Source organism: Thiohalocapsa sp. ML1 (assembly GCF_001469165.1).
Taxonomy (GTDB): Bacteria; Pseudomonadota; Gammaproteobacteria; order Chromatiales; family Chromatiaceae; genus Thiohalocapsa.
Genome location: NZ_JABX01000015.1, coordinates 64,587 through 80,912, shown reverse-complemented (window position 1 = coordinate 80,912; position 16,326 = coordinate 64,587). Strand labels below are relative to the sequence as shown.

At 67.0% G+C, this 16,326-nt stretch carries 14 protein-coding genes; 5 read left to right on the top strand and 9 right to left on the bottom strand.

The window, feature by feature from the left end; all coding sequences use genetic code 11:
- Positions 1-26: 26 nt before the first annotated feature.
- Entirely contained in the window at positions 27-2,411 is a 2,385-nt protein-coding gene (gene lon, locus ML01_RS11595; RefSeq protein ID WP_254045228.1) for an endopeptidase La, read from the bottom strand.
- A gap of 201 nt (positions 2,412-2,612) precedes the next feature.
- Positions 2,613-3,473 (bottom strand): 16S rRNA (adenine(1518)-N(6)/adenine(1519)-N(6))-dimethyltransferase RsmA, encoded by an 861-nt coding sequence (gene rsmA, locus ML01_RS11590; protein WP_058555557.1) that lies wholly within the window; start codon positions 3,471-3,473, stop codon positions 2,613-2,615.
- 175 nt (positions 3,474-3,648) lie between these two features.
- Here rsmA and ML01_RS11585 point away from each other — a divergent pair, with 175 nt between their 5' ends.
- The gene (locus tag ML01_RS11585; protein WP_058555556.1) at positions 3,649-4,974 is read left to right on the top strand and encodes an AarF/ABC1/UbiB kinase family protein; all 1,326 of its coding nucleotides are present in this window, start codon (positions 3,649-3,651) and stop codon (positions 4,972-4,974) included.
- 277 nt (positions 4,975-5,251) lie between these two features.
- Here ML01_RS11585 and ML01_RS28675 read toward each other — a convergent pair whose 3' ends face one another.
- From ML01_RS28675 to ML01_RS11570, 4 genes are all read right to left on the bottom strand, one after another.
- The gene (locus tag ML01_RS28675) at positions 5,252-5,668 is read right to left on the bottom strand and encodes a hypothetical protein (protein ID WP_156427678.1); all 417 of its coding nucleotides are present in this window, start codon (positions 5,666-5,668) and stop codon (positions 5,252-5,254) included.
- A 50-nt stretch (positions 5,669-5,718) separates the two neighbouring features.
- The gene (locus ML01_RS11580) at positions 5,719-5,958 is read right to left on the bottom strand and encodes a hypothetical protein (protein ID WP_058555555.1); all 240 of its coding nucleotides are present in this window, start codon (positions 5,956-5,958) and stop codon (positions 5,719-5,721) included.
- Positions 5,951-6,409 (bottom strand): hypothetical protein, encoded by a 459-nt coding sequence (locus ML01_RS11575; RefSeq protein WP_156427677.1) that lies wholly within the window; start codon positions 6,407-6,409, stop codon positions 5,951-5,953. Before ML01_RS11575 ends, ML01_RS11580 begins: the two co-directional genes overlap by 8 nt.
- 300 nt (positions 6,410-6,709) lie before the next feature.
- Positions 6,710-7,186: an EVE domain-containing protein gene (locus ML01_RS11570; protein WP_058555553.1), complete on the bottom strand. Its 477-nt coding sequence runs from the start codon at positions 7,184-7,186 to the stop codon at positions 6,710-6,712.
- A gap of 180 nt (positions 7,187-7,366) precedes the next feature.
- Between ML01_RS11570 and ML01_RS11565 the strand changes: the two genes are divergently transcribed.
- Entirely contained in the window at positions 7,367-7,723 is a 357-nt protein-coding gene (locus tag ML01_RS11565; protein WP_058555552.1) for a hypothetical protein, read from the top strand.
- 44 nt (positions 7,724-7,767) lie between these two features.
- Here ML01_RS11565 and ML01_RS11560 read toward each other — a convergent pair whose 3' ends face one another.
- Both ML01_RS11560 and hisG read right to left on the bottom strand, forming a co-directional pair.
- Positions 7,768-10,197 carry a hypothetical protein gene (locus ML01_RS11560; RefSeq protein WP_156427676.1) on the bottom strand — a complete coding sequence of 810 codons (2,430 nt, stop codon included), beginning with the start codon at positions 10,195-10,197 and terminating at the stop codon, positions 7,768-7,770.
- Between the two features lie 13 nt (positions 10,198-10,210).
- Entirely contained in the window at positions 10,211-11,083 is an 873-nt protein-coding gene (hisG, locus tag ML01_RS11555) for an ATP phosphoribosyltransferase (protein ID WP_058555550.1), read from the bottom strand.
- Positions 11,084-11,411: 328 nt separating this feature from the next.
- Here hisG and ML01_RS11550 point away from each other — a divergent pair, with 328 nt between their 5' ends.
- Genes ML01_RS11550 through ML01_RS11540 form a run of 3 tightly spaced genes read left to right on the top strand, consistent with a single transcriptional unit; the run spans position 11,412 to position 14,644 of the window.
- Positions 11,412-11,990 carry a RimK/LysX family protein gene (locus tag ML01_RS11550; protein ID WP_162268004.1) on the top strand — a complete coding sequence of 193 codons (579 nt, stop codon included), beginning with the start codon at positions 11,412-11,414 and terminating at the stop codon, positions 11,988-11,990.
- The gene (locus ML01_RS11545; RefSeq protein WP_058555548.1) at positions 11,990-13,528 is read left to right on the top strand and encodes a UUP1 family membrane protein; all 1,539 of its coding nucleotides are present in this window, start codon (positions 11,990-11,992) and stop codon (positions 13,526-13,528) included. Before ML01_RS11550 ends, ML01_RS11545 begins: the two co-directional genes overlap by 1 nt.
- Before the next feature lie 15 nt (positions 13,529-13,543).
- Positions 13,544-14,644 (top strand): alpha-L-glutamate ligase-like protein, encoded by a 1,101-nt coding sequence (locus tag ML01_RS11540; protein ID WP_254045224.1) that lies wholly within the window; start codon positions 13,544-13,546, stop codon positions 14,642-14,644.
- A gap of 161 nt (positions 14,645-14,805) precedes the next feature.
- Here ML01_RS11540 and ML01_RS11535 read toward each other — a convergent pair whose 3' ends face one another.
- Positions 14,806-16,122: an MFS transporter gene (locus ML01_RS11535; RefSeq protein WP_058555547.1), complete on the bottom strand. Its 1,317-nt coding sequence runs from the start codon at positions 16,120-16,122 to the stop codon at positions 14,806-14,808.
- Positions 16,123-16,326: the final 204 nt, after the last annotated feature.

Below are 16,326 nucleotides of genomic sequence, written 5' to 3'. Positions count from 1 at the left end.
GCTGCAATGGGTCTTGGTCGGAATGCCTATGGCGTGCGCGTCGCGAACAACAACGGCGCCACGTCCGCAAAGCGGTTCACGAAGTGCACGTCGAGCCCCTTCTTGATGTGCTCCGGCACCTCGTCGTATTCGCCCTCATTGTCGGCGGGCAGGATGATCTCCTTGATGCCGGCGCGCCGGGCGGCGATGAGCTTCTCGCGCACGCCGCCGATGGGGAAGACCTCGCCGGTCAGCGTCAGCTCGCCTGTCATCGCAATGCGCCGCACCGGCTTCTGGCGCGCCAGTGACAACAGCGCCGAGGCCATGGTGATGCCGGCGGACGGGCCGTCCTTGGGCGTCGCGCCGGCCGGCACGTGCAGGTGCACGTAGCCGTTCTCGAAGAAGGCGGGATCGGCGCCGAACGCGCGGGCGTGGCTTACGATGTAGCCGTAGGCGATCTCGGCGGACTCCTTCATGACGTCGCCGAGCTGCCCAGTGAGCTTGAAGCCGCGGCCGTATTCATGGGTGCGCACGGCCTCGATGCTGAGCGTGGCGCCGCCCATGGCGGTCCACGCGAGTCCGGTGACGACGCCCGGGCCGCCGAGCTTGCGCTCGTCGCGGAACACGGGGCTGCCGAGATAGTCTTTGAGCTCTGCCTCGGTCACGTCGATGGGCGTCGCCTCGCCCTCCAGCATGCGCACGGCCACCTTGCGCACGATCTTGCCGAGCTGCTTTTCGAGCCGGCGCACGCCGGCGTCCCGGGCATAGCCCTCGATGAGCGCGCGCAGGGTCTTGGTGCCGACCTTGACGGCGGCCTTGTTTAGCCCGGCGCGCTCGAGCTGCCGCGGCAGCAGGTATTTCTTCGCAATCGCCAGCTTCTCATCGGCGATGTAGCCGGAGAGCTGGATGACCTCCATGCGGTCCAACAGCGGCCCCGGGATGCTGTCGGTCTGGTTGGCGGTGCAGACGAAGAGCACCTTGGAGAGGTCGAAGCGCAGATCGAGGTAATGGTCCAGAAAGTCCCGGTTCTGCTCCGGGTCCAGTACCTCCAGCAGTGCCGAGGCCGGGTCGCCGTGGTAGCTGGCGCCGATCTTGTCGATCTCGTCCAGCATGATGACCGGGTTGCGGGTGCCGGCGTCCTTGACCGCCTGAATGAACTTGCCGGGCATGGCGCCGATGTAGGTGCGCCGATGACCCTTGATCTCGGCCTCATCGCGGATGCCGCCCACTGAGAAGCGGTAGAAGCGCCGGCCGAGGGTGTCGGCGATGCTGTGGCCGATGGAGGTCTTGCCGACGCCGGGTGGGCCCACCAGCAGGATGATGGAGCCCGCGATCTCGCCCTTGTGGATGCCAACGGCGAGGAACTCCAGAATGCGGTTCTTGACGTCGTCGAGGCCGTAGTGATCGCGGTCCAGCACACGGCGCGCGCGCTTCAGGTCGAGCTTGTCCTTGCTGTCCACGCCCCACGGCAGGAGCGTGATCCAGTCGAGATAATTGCGCGTGACGGCGTATTCGGGTGAGCCCGTCTCGAGGACGGACATCTTCTCCAGCTCCTCATCGACGCGCTTCTGCGCCTCCTCGGTGAGCTTGAGCTTATCGAGGCGCTGCTTGAATTTGTCCGCCTCGGCGGTGCGGTCGTCCTTGGCGATGCCGAGCTCCTTCTGGATGGCCTTGAGCTGTTCCTTCAAAAAGAACTCGCGCTGCTGTTTGTGCATCCGCTCCTCGACGGTGGCGCGGATCTTCTGCTGCGCGCGGGCGAGCTCCAGCTCGTTGTTCAGCAGCACCAGCACCTTTTCCATGCGCTTCATGAGCGGCACCGCCTCCAGCACCTCTTGCAGTTGGTCCTTGGTGGAGGTGGTCAGGCTGGCCGCGAAGTCCGCGAGGTGCGACGGGTCGTCGGGGCCGAAGCGGTCGAGGAACATCTTCAGCTCCTCGACATAGAGCGGGTTCAGCGGCAACAGCTCCTTGATGGTGTTGATGATGGCCATCGCGTAGGCCTTCACATCGCCCTCGGGCTCCGGGCGCGGCTCCGGCATGTAGTCCGCGCGGACGCTGAAGGGCGCCTTGCGGCCGACGAAGCGCTCGATGCGGAAGCGCTGCAGGCACTCCACCAACACCTGGAGCTTGCCCTCGTCCTCGGCGACGCGATGCACGCGGCAGGCGGTGCCGACGCGGTGAAAGTCGTCCGCGGTGGCCTCCTCGGAGGTCTCGCTGCGGGTCAGCACCACGCCCAGGATCTTGTGCTCGGTCTCGCCCACCTGCATCAGCGTGCTGCGCCATGGCTTGGCATCCATCAGGAGCGGCACGGCCTGACCCGGGAAGAACGGCCGGGAGGCCACCGGCAACACCGGGATCAGCGTCGGCAGTACGTCGGCGGCGCGCGCGAGCTGGATGGGCTCCTGCGCGAAGGCGTTCTCGATGTCGTCTTCCATATCGTCTTCCATATCGTCTTCCATGGTCTCGGGGGCGTCGTCCTCGGGGTCGATGTCGTCGTGGGCGGGGATGTCGTTCATGGCGGGGAGGTCGGGTTGCGATGGTGCGCAGAGGCGGCTTCGCCGCGGTTTGCGTCCGGCTGCCGGGCGCGCGGGCGCCTGCTCGGTAGCCGGCCGAGCACGCGCATGGCCCCGACAATCTCAGGGATTAGGGGAGGGAATGCAACCGGGGGCCGCCCCGTTTGCGTGCGCTGCGGCGGCATTGGCCACGCGCGCGAAATCCGCCACCGAGAGCGCCTCGGCGCGGGCGCCGGGGTCCAGCCCCAGCCCTTCGAGCAGCGCCGCGTCGGCGAGCCCGCGCAGGCTGTTCGTGATGCGCTTGCGCCGTTGCGAGAAGGCGGCGGCGACGATGCGCGCGTGCAGCGCAGGGTCGGCGATGGGGATGGGCGGCGGGCGCAGCGGAACCAGATGCACGACGGCGGAGTCCACCTTCGGTGCCGGCGTGAAGGCGCCGGGGCCGACGCTCAGCACGCGCCGAACCGCGCAACGGCTCTGCACCATCACCGACAGCCGACCGTAGATCTTCTGTCCGGGCGCGGCGGCAAGGCGGTCGACGACCTCCTTCTGCAGCATCAGGTGCAGGTCATGGATGCAATCCGCCTGATCCAGAAAACGGAACAGGAGCGGTGTCGAGATGTTGTAAGGCAGATTGCCGACGAGGCGCAGCCGCGCGCCGGCGGCGGCAGCCGCGGCCGGTAGCAGCGCGCACAGATCGAACCTCAACGCATCGGCCTGGTGCACACGCAAGTGCCCGAGTGGCCCCAGCCGCTCCGCGAGGGGGCCTGCCAGGTCTCGGTCCAGCTCGATGACATCCAACTCCCCGGCGGCCTCCAAGAGCCCCGCCGTCAGCGCGCCGCGGCCGGGGCCGATCTCCACTAGGTGCTGCCCCGGCGTCGGCGCCACCGCCGCGACAATGCGGCGGATGGTGCCCGGGTCGTGCAGAAAGTTCTGCCCGAAGCGCTTGCGCGCGCGGTGCTCGGGCGGGGCGGGGAGCTGCTGCATGCTGTTTCGGGCTCAGGTCGGGGCGGATCGCGGCGCGGCGATGAACGGCGTCGCCGACGCGCATCATCAATGCCAACTCGGCCGCCGGCAAGTACGCTTGCTGTCCAGCTTTTCGCCAGCACTTCAGAGCACACCTTATACAGTCTGGGTCCTAGACCTCGACAGGAGTTAGACGATGACTGCTGATATGACCCGCGACGGCCGCAGCGTGCCGAGCCGACGGCTGAGCCGGCTGTGGCACCTCGGCCGCGCCACCACGGATCTCGCCGCGGGTGTCGGCGTGCGCGGCATGCTGGAGCTGGCCCGCAGCCGTCGCACCGGCGAGGTGGCCCGCATCCAGTTGAGCCCGGGCGCCACGCAGCGCTTCACGGACCGCCTCGCGCGCATGCGCGGGGCCGTCATGAAGATGGGCCAGCTCATGTCCATGGACGGCACCGACGTGTTCACGCCGGAGGCGGCTGCGATCATGGCGCAACTGCGCGACCGCGCCGAGCCCATGCCCATGAGCCAGCTCACGAAGCTCCTGGAACGCGAATGGGGTCGCGACTGGAACAAGCGCTTTAGCCGCTTCGAGTTCAAGCCCGTCGCTGCCGCCAGCATCGGTCAGGTGCACCGTGCGGAGACGAAGGATGGCCGCCGGCTCGCGCTCAAGATCCAGTTCCCGGGCGTGCGCGAGAGCATCGACAGCGACATCGACAACCTGGGCTTTTTTGCCCGCAACTTGGGCTTCGCGCCCAAGGGCATGGACGTGGGTCCGCTGCTGGAGGAGGCCCGCGCACAGCTCCACCAAGAGGCGGACTACAAGGCCGAGGCCGCGTCGCTGATGCGCTACCGCGCGCTGGTGGGCAACGACCCGGACTTTTTCGTGCCCGCCGTGCACGAAGACCTCAGCACCGACCGCATCCTGGCCATGGACTTCGCGGACGGCGTGTCCATCGACCACCTGGCCGAAAGCGACTACAGCCGTGCCGAGCGCGACCGCGCGGCTGGCCTTTTGGTGCGGCTGATGCTGCGGGAGCTGTTCGACTTCGGCCTCGCGCAGACCGACCCGAACTTCGGCAACTATCTGTACGACGCCGCGAGCGGGCGCATCATGCTGCTCGACTTCGGCGCCGCGCTGCCGGTGCCGCGCGAGATCAGCGAGCAGTACCGCGCGCTCGCGCTGGCCGCGCTGGCCGAGGACGACGCGGGGCTCAAGGACGCCTGCATTGCGCTCGGCTACATGGCGCCGGACGTCGACGCCGCCACCGTGCGGGTGCTGCTGGAGATGATCCGGCTGTCGTCCGAGGTGCTACGCCCCGGACTCTACGACTTCGGCACATCGGATCTGTTTGAGCGCATCTACGTCAAGGGCCGCGACATGTTCATGGACGAGGCCTTCAACCACCTGCCCGAGCCCATCACGATTTTTCTGCAGCGCAAGTTCGCCGGCATGTTCATGCTCTGCCGCCGGCTGCGGGCACGGGTGGACCTGCGCGGCATGCTCGATCCGTACCTCTGACCCTTGCGGTGATCCTTCCGGTGCCGGCTTTCGGCCGGCACCGGGACTGCCGGATCCGAGCCGGCAGCGCCCGCGGCTGTGATCCTTGTGCGGCTTGAGTTTGTGCTTGTTGTACCCCCGAGGCGCCGAAATGACCCATGGCGAACCTGGGCCGAAGATCCCGCAATGATCGAGCGACTCGTTTCCCCTCGACGGCCCGCTGGGTCGACGGCCCGCCCGAGGAGCGGCTGGCGGCCGTTGAGCACTTGTGGCGTCTCGGAGCTTTTTCAGGGCGGCTTTACGTACTTGCCATTTCAAAGCGTCGACTATCGACGTGCAGGGTGATGAAATCGTTATCAGGATCAAGGAATGCAATTATCATGTCGAGAGGCTCTCGGAAGTATGAACTGCCAGCGTCTCTGGTGCCGTCAAAGATCGGCTCGGGTAGCATTTCAACCACAACTGCATGGCCTGAATACGTAATCCCGCCTTTATTCCGAAGGCCAGGTTTCCATCTGACCAAGTCCCCCGGCGCAAACTCTGTCCGATCGTTAAAGGCCGCATAACGTTTTAGCAGAAGCTCCTTGCGCTCTTCTTCGGTGATGTCTTCTCTTGCCGCCCTTTGCTTTAGCAGTGCTCTCGCAACGTCAGCACTGATGCGCTTAGCGTGGGAATCGCTGTCCGCGTCCCTCTCGGCTTCTCCTAGGGCAGCCATGATTCTGCTCCTTAGGTCTCGATACGGTGAATCTGACATCTGGTGAGGCCTCATTTCTTGAAGTTGCCTACGAGAATGTTAGAATTTTCCTTGGTGTAGGTTGGGATCTCGTCAAGATCGAAGTCAGACGCATCGCGCTTCAGGATGTGTTCAAGAAGCTCCCATTCGTCTGGAGTATCCTGCTTATCAATGGCTTGGCGAGACAATAAATGCTTCGTTTTCTCGTGGGCGAGAAAACCGAATACGGCAAAGGACAGTCCTACGAAAGTGAACAGAATAATTTCATACATCACGGCTCAACCCCGCAAGGAAAGAAACGTACTTGTAATAGCCGGTGTAGAGGTAAGACATGGCTACTGCGGCAATTTGCGTGTTGATCAAGGCATCGCGGTCTATCTCTTCCTCGCCAAGTACCAGCAAAAGCACGGTGGAAACAGTGACCATGAAAACGATGATCCAAGGGAACAATTTGAATATCAAATCGTCAAACAACTCAAGGTCGAGGTTTTGATTATGCTTACGTTGGAAATGAGCGTCGAAGAAGATCGCGGAAACGAGCGCTAAGCAGAAGGACATTAACGCGCCGCCTTCCATTACCGATCCGAACGCAAAATAGATATCATGTACGAAAAGAGATACGACTGCGTGTAAGACAAGTGGCGCCAGCCCTATTGTGCTTGTCAGCAGCAACCACTTTGCGGTATCGACGGCGGCGATGCGAACGCTTTTGGTTATTGGCATTTTGAATCGACCTCGTCGGCGGGTCTGCTCGACGACTTCTCTGCTGCCTGTTTGCACCCACTTGGTCACATACAGACGGCCTGCGGCTTTTACACTTCCTCAGAATGTTGGCAAGCCTAGCAGGGTTAACGGCAGGCTTTGCGAACAGCAGCGCAGCATACACCTAGTCGCTACCAGGCCGGTGGAACCTTTCTTATCGTCGTACCGTGCAGACATTATAGGGCCGATCAGCGGCGGTTGGTCGCTGCGGATCGATGCCGGGTCACCCCGCCGTCGCTTGCTGGATGGTGTTCGTCCGCCTCACTCCAACCCTAGAATCAACTCCCACTGCGCGTCCGTCACCGGCATCACGGACAGCCGGTTGCCGCGGCGCACGAGCGGGAAACCCGCGAGGGGGCCGTCGGGGTGCTGCTCGGCGAGTGCCTTCAGCTCGGTGAGCGTGATGGTGCGCTTAAGATGGCGGACATAGCGCAGGTCCACCATGAACCAGCGCGGGTGCTCCGGGTCGCTTTTCGGGTCGTGGTACTTGGCGTCGGGGTCGAAGGCGGTGTGGTCCGGGTAGCCTTCGCGGGCGACCTCGGCGATGCCGACGATGCCGGGCTCAGCGGTGTTGGAGTGGTAGAAGAGCACGCTGTCGCCGACCTTCATCTCGTCGCGCATCATGTTGCGCGCCTGGTAGTTGCGCACGCCGTCCCAGGGCTCGGTCCGGTTCGGGCGAGCGGCGAGATGGTCGATGCCGAAGACATCGGGCTCCGATTTCATCAGCCAATGCGCCATGGGGCTCATCTCCTCAGATTCACTCTCGTTCTTGCGGGGCAGGGCTCGGGCCGGCCGGCATCACTGATCCGGCCCGTCCGGCTGCCGACGACGATTTGAGCCGGGCGGCCGCACGACCCATCTCCGGCGCTGATCTACGCAATCTACGCAATCCACGCAAACAGCGGAGACACCGTCAGTATGGAACAACGCCCCGCCATCAAGACCGCGCTGCCGAAGCGCCGCTACGAGATCAGCGACTATAGCGCCACCGTGCTCGGTGACATCGACAGCGATGACCCGCAGCCGTATCGCTGGATTCTCGCCCTGGTGCCCATGGGCAGCCGCGAGCCCACGCTCTACATCTGTGCCCAGAGGGCGGCGCCGGAGCGCGCGGCGAGCGGCGCCTACGACCTGCGCGTCGTCTCCGCGGCGCTGACCGATGTCGTGGACACCGCCGACCATTGGGGAGACCTGGACCATTTCAGCGAACAGGCGCTGGACCTGGCCTGCCAGGTGCTCGGCCTCAAGCACGAGATGGTTGTGAAGCTGATGTGACCTAGCCCCTAGCCCCTAGCCCCTAGCCTCCTAGCCCCTGGCTCCTACCGTGCCAGCAGCAACCGGTCCAACGTGCCGCGATGCTGCTCCACGCGCGCCGCGGTCGCCGCGGCCTCCTCCTCCAGGCTGTGCACGGCGCGACCAAGGTCGCCCACGGCCTGTCTTGCGCCGGCACGCTCCGCCGTCAGTTGCTCGCGGCGTGCGCGCAGTTGCTCGGCCTCGCGCAGCAGCAGTTTCAGTTGGCGTTCCGTGTCGCGGCGGCGCTGGGCCGCGGGGTCGCTGCGGAACCCGAAGCCGCCGCCCCGGGCCGCGGCATGATCCTTCAGCAGCACCCGCAGCGCGCCTTCTCGGGCCTTCAGCTCCTGCTCGCGGAGCCCGATTTGATCGAGCTCGGCACCGAGCGCCGCGGCGCGGTCGTTGCGCTCGCTGCGGCGGGCCTGCACCTCCGCGATCTGCGCCCGCAGCCGCTCGCCGGCGGCGCGCTCCTGCTCCAGCAGCGTGCGGGTCTCGCGGATGCGCACCTCGCGCTGGCGGGCTTCGCGGTCGGCTTGCTCGGAGGTGGCGCGCTGCGCGAGGTCGCGCTCCTTGAGCCGTCGGCGGTCGTCCAGCGCGGCCTGCTTGCGGCGGGACTGATCGCGCGCGCGCTGCTCCACCAGCTCGAATTCGCGCCGGCGCCGGTCCAGCTCGGCCTCGGCGGCGACGCGCTCCCGCTCCCAGGCGGCGCGCCGCTCGGCCAGCTCCGCGTCCACGCGCTTGCGCTCCGCATCGAGGCGCTGCTCCAGCGCCGCGAGCGCCGTGGCGTGGGCCGCCTCGGCCTCGGCGCGGGCTAGGGCAATGCGTTCGAGCTCCGCGTCGGTCTCCGCGCTCAAGCGCCGCTCGGTCTCGCGCGCCTGCACCGCCAGCTCCTGCTCGCGCGCGGCCAGCTCCGCCTCCTGGCGGCGGCGCTCGAGCTGCAGGCGGGCGCCGATGTCGTCGCGGCGACGCTCCAGCAGCTCCGCCTCGTAGCGGGTGTCGGCGACAAGGTGCCGAAGCCTCGCCTCTGCGGCGTGTACGGCCTGGTAGCGCGCGGCGTAGCCCTCCGGGTCGCGTTCCCAGCGCTCCCAGAGCCGCGCGAAGGCCACGGGCGACAGTCGCCGCACCGGGTCCTCCCAGCCGTCGAAGCCGGGGATGTCGGCGAGCCCGCCCGCGAGGTACTTGCGGTACTGGAGTTGTACCGTCTCGCTGTAGTACGCATGCACCGACGAGGGCTCGAACAGCTTGAGCGCGAGCAGCGCGAAGAACAGGATGCCGAGCGCGGCCTGCGCGAAGCCTTCGACCGTCTCGAAGTGCGGCACACCGGCCTCGGTCGGGCTGGTGCGCAGCGCCGCGAGGCCCTTGGACTGCGCGGCGAAGGTGAGCTTGGGCGGCAGCGCCGGCGGCTGCTCGGCGCGGATCTGGCGGGTGATGTCGTCGAGCATCGCCGTCTGCTCCATGCGCACGGACTGCAGCGTGTCGCCGCGCTCGGCGAGGCGCTGCTGAAGCTCGGCGATGGTCGCCTCGATGCCGGCGACGCGGGCGTCGCGCTGCGCCTGGATCTCGCCGAGCTGCGTCTCCAGCTCGTTGGCGCGGGCGTCCCATTTGCGCGCTTCGGGGCCGAACCCCTCCGGCCGGCCCTCACGGCCGAGCAGCTCGTCGCCCAGGCGCTGTCTGGCATCGGCCAGATCCCGGGTCAGCACGTCGATCTGCGGCTGCGATTCCGCCTCGATGCGCTCGCGCCGCTCGCGCTCGGCGGCGAGGCTCGACTCCAGCCGCGCGATGTCCTGCTCCAGCGCCTGCACGCGTCCGGCGAGCCCGGCGTCGCGCTGCGCGGCGCCGGCGCGCACCTGCTCGCGCAGCGTCGCATCGCGCTGCTCGAAGTAGTGCTCCACCTGCTGCTGGTGCCAGGCGGCGATGTCGTCGGCGCGGATGAGCTTCTCGATGAAGGGCGCGGTCACGTACAGCGAGATGCCGACGATGGCGATGCGCACGAGAATGCCGAAATACCAGCGCAGTACCGGGCCGGCCCCGCCGTCGTCCATGGCGTGGCGGCGGCGGTGGGCGAGGGTTGGGCGCTCGGACATGATCAGCGATGCGTCCACGATCCAGACGATCGCGAACAGCAAGAGGAACATGAACACGGCCACCGGCGCGCGCAGCCAGGGCGCCGCGGACGGCACCAGGGACGCGCCGACGGCGCCCCAAACGAAGCCCTCGATGCTGGCCATGAGCATGATCACGATCCAGGCGGAGCCGAGCCAGACGGCCGCCGCCGGCGTCAGCATGCTCCGCCCGTAGGGCCGCAGCGTGAAGACGTCCAAGAGCGACGGGCGCTGCGGGAAGCCGGCGTGCTCGACCGCGTCCAGCTCGGTCCGGCTGCGCCGCAGGGACAGGCGCGGAACAGCGCCGCGGATGCCGTCGGTGAGGCTTTGCAGGGCGTTGCGCATCCGCGCGGTCATGCTGCCGACCACGTCAAACCATCTTGCGGAGCTCGTATTCCAAGATGCCCTCGGCGCCGGCGGCGCAGAGGCTTGGAATCAGGTCCCGCACGGCAGTTGCGTCGACGATGGTCTCCAGCGCCAGCCAGTGCTTGTCGTACAGGTGGCTCACGGTGGGTGCGTGCAGGCTCGGCAGCAGCGCGACGACGGCGTCGAGCTTGTCCGCGGGCACGTTGCACTTGAGCGCGACCTTCTGGCGCGCGGCCAGCGCCGCCTTCAGCATCAGCGCGATCTGCTCGATGCGCGTGCGCCGCGCCGGGTCGGCCATGGCCGTGTGATTGGCGATGAGGCGGGTGTCGGTGATGAGCAGGTCGGCGACGATGCGAAGCCCATGGGCGCGGATGGTGCTGCCGGTTTCGGTGATCTCCACCACGGCGTCCACGAGCCCCTCGACGGCCTTGGCCTCGGTGGCGCCCCAGGAGAACTCCACCTCGGCCTCGATGCCGCGCTCGGCGAGGTAGCGGCGGGTGAAGCCGACCAGCTCGGTGGCGATCTTGCAGCCGGCGAGGTCCTCCACGCGCTCAATGGGCGAGTGCTCCGGCACCACCAGCACCCAGCGGCTCGGGCGGTTGGAGGCCTTGGAGTAGGTCAGCGTGCAGACCTCGGCGACATCGGCCTCGGTCTCCAGTATCCAATCTAGCCCAGTCAGGCCCAAGTCCAGCGTGCCGCGAGCGACGTAACGGGCCATCTCCTGCGCCCGAACCAGGGCACACCGGATGGTCGGGTCGTCGATGTCCGGATAGTAGTTGCGCGCGTGCGGCGTAATGCGCCAGCCGGCTTGGGCGAAGAGGGCGATGGTGGCTTCCTCAAGACTGCCTTTGGGGATGCCGAGCTTCAGCGGGGTCATGGCGAACGCCGGATAATTGCACTTGCAATGGGGCGGATTATGGCCCAATCGCGGACGCAAAGTCGGCCAAAATGCCGATGGGCGTTGGCCTCGGCGCAACAGGTGTTCGGGGGAACTTGCCGAAAAGCAACGTCGGGGCTAGTCTCACCGCGCCAAGGATTTCGCCGCGGAGGGCGCTATGATATGCGGCTGTTGGGAGCCTTTCAGGCGCCGCAGCAGCCTGCCCGTGCGCACCCCGGCCGCCTCGATCCGCATCCGCAACTGTTGCGTTTCCGCAACGATTCCACCCACTCACTGCTACCTCAAGTTGGACGCTGCCGTCATCGCCATGTCCCATCTGCCCGCCGTTGTCGCCCTGCTGATACTGTTCACCGGGTCCGTTGCTGCCACCGATGAGCCTGACCGAGCGAAGCCCGAGCGCTCTGCGCAGGGCGAGGCCCCGGCGCTGCGCGAGGCGGGTTGGCTGCAGAGCATCCGGTTGGAGCCGCACGGCGTGCGGGTCACCGCGAAGCTCGATACGGGTGCGAAGTCGAGCGCCATCCACGCTACTGACGTGGAACGCTTTGAGCGCGGGGGTGTCGAGCGGGTCAAGTTCTCGCTGTTCCAGAAGCACACCGACCAAGACGGCACCAAGATCACCTACGACCTGCCCATCGCGGGCAAGGTGCGCATCAAGCGCGCCGCCGAGAAGGTCACGGATGATCGCATCACGGTGCGCTTGAGCTTCTGCATCGACGGCGAGCTGATGGACGCCGAGTTCAGCCTCGATGACCGCTCCAACCTAAACTACCCCGTGCTGCTCGGGCGTGAGTTCCTGGCGCAGCACTTCCTGGTCAATTCCGCCAAGACCTTCGTCTTCGGTCATGACTGTCCGCAACCCGCGCCGAAACCCGCGGGCAAGAACTGATGAAGTTGCCTTTCTTTGCGCGGCTGTCGCCGCTTGCGATCATCGCGCTGCTGCTGGCCGCGGTCGGCCTTGGCATGACCCTGCTCAAGACCTGGCGCTACGACGTGCCCTTGCTGCCGGAGCTGACGACGACGGTGTGGACCATCGAGGCGCGCATCGGCTTCGTCGGCGAGGGTGGCTCGTCGAAGGTGGAGCTCCGACTGCCGCCGCGCGAATCCATGACTCGCGTCATCGACGAGAATTTCGTCTCCCGCGGCTACGGGCTCGCGATCCTCGAGGCCGACGGCGAGCCGCGCAAGGCCACCTGGACGCTGCGGCGCACGCCGCAGCGCGAGCAGGCGCTGTATTATCAGGTGAAGGTGCGCGGCAGTGCGGTGGCAACGGACCCGTCGGTGCCGCCGTTTCCGCCGGTGCCCGACTACAAGGAGCCGCTCGCGTCCGCGATCCAGGCCGTGCTGAGCCGGGCGCGGGAACAGTCGGCGGACGTGTTCTCGTTCACGGAGCAAACGCTCCTGATGCTCGCCAACAGCGACGACGAGAACGTGAAGGTCATCCGCAACGTCGGCGACCGGCCGAGCTTCGAGCACCTGGTGGCCGAGATCCTGGCCGGGGCCCGCATCCCGGCCCGCATCGCCTACGGCATTCCGTTGCAGCGCCCGCTCGTGGAGGCGGCGCTGACCCCTTGGCTGGAGGTGCACAACGGCAAGGAGTGGCGCGGCTACGATGTCGGCACCGGCAAACCCGGCTATCCACCGGGGTTCTTCATCTGGCGCTATGACAGCAACGACTTAGTCAAGGCGCGCGGCGTGCGCAACGTCGGCAAGGGATTTTCCACCACGCAGATCCGCATACCGCAGATGGATGTGGCCAGTCTCACCGGCGCCGCCTTCGCCGTGCAGCCCTTCGGCATCGATCTGACCCGGCTGCCGGTGTCGGTGCAGAACCTCTACCACGTGGTGCTGATGCTGCCGCTGGGCGCGTTGGTGGTGGCCTTCATGCGGGTCGTCGTCGGCGTGCCGACCTTCGGCACCTTCATGCCGATCCTGATCGCGCTGGCCTTCCGCGAGACGCAACTGGCCTGGGGGCTCGCGCTGTTCCTGGCGCTGGTGCTGGTGGGGCTGTCGCTGCGGCTGATGTTGGCGCAGTTGCGGCTCCTGCTGGTGCCGCGGCTCGCGGCGATCCTGGTGGTGGTGGTCTGTCTGATGCTCGCCGTCACGGTGCTGAGCTTCCGGCTCGGCCTCGAAGCGGGGCTCTCCATCGCGCTGTTCCCGATGGTGATCCTGGCCATGACCATCGAGCGCATGTCCATCGTCTGGGAGGAGCGCGGCTTCGGCGCGACGCTGAAGGAGACGGCGGGCTCGCTGCTGGTGGCCGTCTGCGGCTACTACGTCATGAATGAGCCACACCTGGAGCACCTGATGTTCTACTTCCCGGAACTGCTGCTCTTGGTGTTGTCCGCCACCTTGCTGCTCGGCGCCTATAGCGGCTATCGGCTGACGGAGCTGTTCCGCTTCGGCGCGCTGGCGCGGGCGGGCTGAGCCATGGCCCCCCGGGTGACAGACACCGAGCCCAAGTCGGGCTGGCTCAGGCGCTGGGCGGAGCTTCGCCGCGGCGGCGTGCTCGGCATCAATGCGCGCAACCGCAACTACGTCATGCGCTTCAATCCGCGCAGCAAGTATCCGCTGGTGGACGACAAGCTCACGACGAAACGCCTGGCGTTGGAGGCGGGTCTCGCGGTGCCGGAGCTCTATGCAGCGATACGTTTCCAAGGCGAGCTGATTCACCTCGACCGGTTTCTCAACGGGCTCGATTCCTTCGTCATCAAGCCGGCGCACGGCAGCGGCGGCGACGGCGTGCTGGTTATCACGGATCGGCGCCGCGGGCTCTTCGTCAAGGGCGACGGGCGCGGGCTGTCGCTTGGGGACATCGAGTACTTCGTGTCGAATATTCTGAGCGGCATCCATTCCCTAGGCGGCATCCCGGACGCGGCGATGATCGAGTACCGGGTGCGCTCAAGCCGGCTGTTCGATGCCATCAGCTATCGCGGCGTGCCGGACATTCGGCTCCTGATCTTCCGCGGCATTCCAGCCATGGCCATGATCCGGCTGCCGACCCGGGCCTCCGACGGCAAGGCCAACCTGCACCAAGGCGCCGTCGGTGTCGGCATCGCGCTCCACAGCGGCATCACCGGCCATGGCGTCGTGCGCGACCATGTCGTGGACGAGCACCCGGATTTCGGCACCGGGCTCATCGGGCATCGGATCCCGGACTGGCAGGCGCTGTTGGCCATCGGCGCGCGCTGCGCGGACCTCACCGGGCTCGGCTACTGCGGCGTCGATCTGGTGCTGGACGAGACGCGCGGACCGATGATGCTGGAGGTCAACGCCCGCCCCGGGCTCGCGATCCAGATCGCGAACCAGTGCGGGCTCGAGCACCGGCTCAGGACCATCGAGCGCATGGCGAGCGTGCCGACGGACGTTGATGAGCGGGTCGCGTTGGCGCAGGCACTCGATGCCGATCCGGCGCCGGCCGCGATCATCAGTGTGCCAAAGGCCGTCGGCGCCGCAACCGTGTCGGCGCGTGGGCCGGTCGCTGCTGACGAGGGTGCTGCCGCGGTTGCCGAAGCGGCGGAGCAGCAAGCGGCGCAATCATGATCTAGGGAAACGCCAAAGTATGCGGCGTTTCCCGCCGGGTGGGATGACCGGCCATGTTCAGTGCCGTTACGGCACTGAACATGGAGGAGCCGGGAGACCGCGTCTTCCGGCTCAATCAATCGGTATCTCCCTAGCGGCGCGGGCCCGGGGCGCCGTCGGCCTCAGCCGGGCGTTGCGGTCGCGGTAAGCGAGCGCGGGGCGGCCCTCAGGCGCACGTACAGGCTCGCGAAGAACAAGAGCACGTTGATGCTGCCCACCACGACGAAGGGCGCGCGCGGGTCGACGGTGTCGAAGAGCCGCCCGCCGACGGCGGTGATGATCAGGATGCCCAAGGCGCCGGAGATATTGAAGGCGCCGAGCACGGAGCCGCGTTGGTTGCGGGGGGCCTCTTGGCCGATCAGCGACTGCGCGGCCAAGAACACGCTGATCTGGCCGACACCCTGGAGGATGAAGAAGATCAGTCGATAATCGCCATAGGGATCCTGCAGCAGCACTAGGGCGAGGTTGCCGATGGCCGCCAGCACCATGCAGATGGCGAGACCGGTCACCCGATCCATGCGGTCCAGCAGCGGCCCCATCACCGGCGCCCAGAGCAGCGCCGCGATCTGCGCGATGACGAAGATGAGGGTGCCGTTCATCACGGCCTCGGCGTCGGTCATGCCGGCGGCACGCCCGGCCAGGGTGCCCCAGAGGATCAGGAAAGCGGCGTTGATGGATTGATCGCCGCGGGCGATGAAGGCGGCGGCATAGGCGAGCAGGACGCGGGGGTTGCGGGCCTGCGCAAAGCCGCTCAGGAGCAGGGTACGGACCGACGGGCGCTCCTCACGATGCACGGGCACCCCGGGCTGCAGCCCGAAGCGCACCGCCAGCGCGCCCAGGACGCACAGGCCGGCGACACCCAGATGCGTCAGGATGCCGGCCTCCACGGCGCCGAACCCTTGCAGCGTCAGCACCTCCGGCAGCGAGCCGAAGCCCTGATTCATCACCACGACGCCAAGGCCGCTCAGCACCCCGATCATGGCCACCAGCTTGCCGCGGCAGCGTTCGATGGGATAGTCCACCAGCACGGTGGATAGCGCCCCCGCCACCGCGACGACGCCGATGCCGTAGATCACGCGGTAGCCGAACAGCCATTCCACGGACGGGGCCAGCGGATAGAGCACATAGGTCGCGCCGAGCATCAGAAAGCCGACGGCGAAGACCCCGCGCCGGCTGATCCGATCCACCAGGATGCCGGCGGGCATGAACAGCAGCAGGGTGATGATCTCGGTGAACAAGACCAAGTCACCGGTGATGGTGCCCTGGACCGAGGTCGGGACGCCGAGATGGGCGTTCAGGATGTAAGTCTGCCCTGCGGTGATGAAGGTCATCAGGCCGATGGACAGGAAGGCGGACAACAGAAAGGTGTAGCCATTGAAGCGGCTGACGCCGGCCGCGAGCACGACCGGGCCGATTCTGTAATGGGTCGCGTCGGGCATGGGTGACCTTGCGGTGGGGCGAATGACGTGGCGGCGTTGAATGCCGAGCTCAGAGCGCCGACTGCCGTGCGCCGACAACGACTACTGCCGTCCGGGCTGCGTCGGGCAGGCAATGCATCTGGGCAGGGGCATCGCTTGCCCCGGACCGCGGCAGGGCGTCCGCGCCCGGCGCCGGGGTCGCTGCCGCCGGTGGCGGCGCGCTTG

Bases quoted from the DNA above. Each gene is read 5' to 3' on its own strand.
- ML01_RS11570 (WP_058555553.1), bottom strand. From the start codon at position 7,186: ATGGCGCATTGGCTGATGAAATCGGAGCCCGATGTCTTCGGCATCGAC.
- ML01_RS11545 (WP_058555548.1), top strand. From the start codon at position 11,990: ATGAAGTTGCCTTTCTTTGCGCGGCTGTCGCCGCTTGCGATCATCGCG.
- ML01_RS11535 (WP_058555547.1), bottom strand. From the start codon at position 16,122: ATGCCCGACGCGACCCATTACAGAATCGGCCCGGTCGTGCTCGCGGCC.
- ML01_RS11580 (WP_058555555.1), bottom strand. From the start codon at position 5,958: ATGTATGAAATTATTCTGTTCACTTTCGTAGGACTGTCCTTTGCCGTA.
- ML01_RS11565 (WP_058555552.1), top strand. From the start codon at position 7,367: ATGGAACAACGCCCCGCCATCAAGACCGCGCTGCCGAAGCGCCGCTAC.
- ML01_RS11560 (WP_156427676.1), bottom strand. From the start codon at position 10,197: ATGACCGCGCGGATGCGCAACGCCCTGCAAAGCCTCACCGACGGCATC.
- ML01_RS28675 (WP_156427678.1), bottom strand. From the start codon at position 5,668: ATGGCTGCCCTAGGAGAAGCCGAGAGGGACGCGGACAGCGATTCCCAC.
- ML01_RS11550 (WP_162268004.1), top strand. From the start codon at position 11,412: ATGTCCCATCTGCCCGCCGTTGTCGCCCTGCTGATACTGTTCACCGGG.
- rsmA (WP_058555557.1), bottom strand. From the start codon at position 3,473: ATGCAGCAGCTCCCCGCCCCGCCCGAGCACCGCGCGCGCAAGCGCTTC.
- ML01_RS11585 (WP_058555556.1), top strand. From the start codon at position 3,649: ATGACTGCTGATATGACCCGCGACGGCCGCAGCGTGCCGAGCCGACGG.
- hisG (WP_058555550.1), bottom strand. From the start codon at position 11,083: ATGACCCCGCTGAAGCTCGGCATCCCCAAAGGCAGTCTTGAGGAAGCC.
- ML01_RS11575 (WP_156427677.1), bottom strand. From the start codon at position 6,409: ATGCCAATAACCAAAAGCGTTCGCATCGCCGCCGTCGATACCGCAAAG.
- lon (WP_254045228.1), bottom strand. From the start codon at position 2,411: ATGGAAGACGACATCGAGAACGCCTTCGCGCAGGAGCCCATCCAGCTC.